The organism is Vibrio sp. 1402 (genome assembly GCF_033340275.1).
This window is the reverse complement of record NZ_JAWOWE010000754.1, coordinates 1-508: the sequence shown is the minus strand read 5'-3', so window position 1 is coordinate 508 and position 508 is coordinate 1. Positions and strand designations below refer to the sequence as shown.

General features: G+C 43.1%; 1 protein-coding gene. It reads right to left on the bottom strand.

What is annotated here, in order from left to right:
- Positions 1 to 508, bottom strand: a 508-nt coding sequence (locus tag R7044_RS28305) for a DUF2860 family protein (RefSeq protein WP_225456421.1), incomplete at both ends; no start/stop codon positions are given.

The window sequence follows — 508 nt, the reverse complement described above, 5'->3', positions numbered from 1 at the left end:
ACAAAAGGTATTCATTTTCGTCATAAAAGGTGATGTTTGAATCGGTTTGGCTATAACCCGCGAAGGAAATGAACGACCAGTTTTGCCAATCAAACACGTTTTGGTATTCGTAAGCGGCAAACAAGCTCAAGGTGTCATCACTGCGCGTTTTCGCAAAAGTTTGGCTCGCCGATTGATAATCTTTGAGTGCATAGCCTGCGGTTAAGGCTAAACGATGACGGTTGATGAACTTAAACCAACTTACGTCAAAGGCATAAGAGTCATACGATTCTGCTTTTCCATCCGCATCTTGGTTGATGTAGGTGAACGCGGGTTGCAGTAGCGATGTTTGGTCTAGTGAAATACGATATTCGCCTTTTACGTAATAAATACTGGCATCACGCGCGAGTGAACGATCGGTGACTTCATCTTGTTCGACATCTTTATCGGCATAAGCTAAATCGAGGGTGAAGTTTCTATCGACCAAACCTTTGATTTGAAATCGATAGGCGTTACCACCTTCATCTGT